1 protein-coding gene is annotated in these 1,004 nt (G+C 62.4%); it reads left to right on the top strand.

Annotated elements, in window-relative coordinates; all coding sequences use genetic code 11:
* Window positions 1-892 (top strand): transposase (locus KIP88_RS45830; protein WP_214494624.1); only part of this gene is annotated, 892 nt, incomplete at its 5' end.
* Window positions 893-1,004: the final 112 nt, after the last annotated feature.

The following is a 1,004-nucleotide window of genomic DNA, read 5'->3' as shown; positions in this document are numbered from 1 at the left end:
CATGAAGAAGGTCACCAAGATCGTCGGCACGGCCGGAACCAAACTGCGCGACCGAACGCGAAGCGTAAAACTGCGCCTGCTCGATATCTCGCGAACCGCACGTGCCAAAGGACCGCTCAATCACGAGAAGCTCAAGCAAGGCTACCGGCGGCTGTTGAACTCGACGAGCCGTGTGGTGGGGCAAGCGAAGCGCTTCTCCCATGAGATCGCCACCGGCGTGAAACGGGCCAGGGGCATCTTGAAGCGGCTGGCGCTGCAAGGCTTGCGGCAGGAGCTGGAAACGATGATGTCGCTCGTACGGCAGGTGATGCAGCAAACCCGGGAACGCATCTTCCGCGGCAACACGCGGGCGGAGGACAAGCTCTTCAGCGTGTTCGAGCCCTCGACGGAGATCATTCGCAAGGGCAAGGCCGGCAAGCCCAACGAGTTCGGCAAGATGGTCAAGCTGCAGGAAGCCGAAAACCAGATCGTGATCGACTACGAAGTCTACGACCGGCGGCCGAGTGATTCGGACCTGTTGATCCCGGCCATCGAAATCCACCAAGCCAAGCTCGGTCGCACGCCACGTCTGGTCGCAGCAGACGCCGTGTTCTATTCCGCCAGGAATGAAGCCGCGGCGAAGGCGAGCGGCGTCAAACGCGTCTGCATCCCCAATCGCTCCATCAAAAGCGTCGCGCGCAAGCGCGAGCAGAAGAAGCGTTGGTTCCGCAACGGCCAGAAATGGCGGACCGGATGCGAGGGGAGCATCAGCGTGGCCAAACGGCGGCACGGGCTCGATCGCTGCCACTACAAAGGCAGCACCGGGATGAAGCGGTCGGTCGGGCTCGGCGTTGTCGCTGACAATCTCATGAGCCTCGGCCGCGTGATGGAAGAACAGTCACTCCAAAGGTAGTCCACTTCCAGCGCCAATCTTGGCCTCTCATCGCCCCGCCGCCCCCGCGGGGCTTCTCGTTGCCTGCGTGGTTGACCCCGCCCTTCAGAGCCGCGATTTTTGCGCCGGAAAG

Source organism: Bradyrhizobium sp. SRL28 (genome assembly GCF_018596315.1).
Lineage (GTDB): Bacteria > Pseudomonadota > Alphaproteobacteria > Rhizobiales > Xanthobacteraceae > Bradyrhizobium.
The sequence above is the reverse complement of the archived record's forward strand: the minus strand, read 5'-3'. Positions and strand labels throughout refer to the sequence as shown.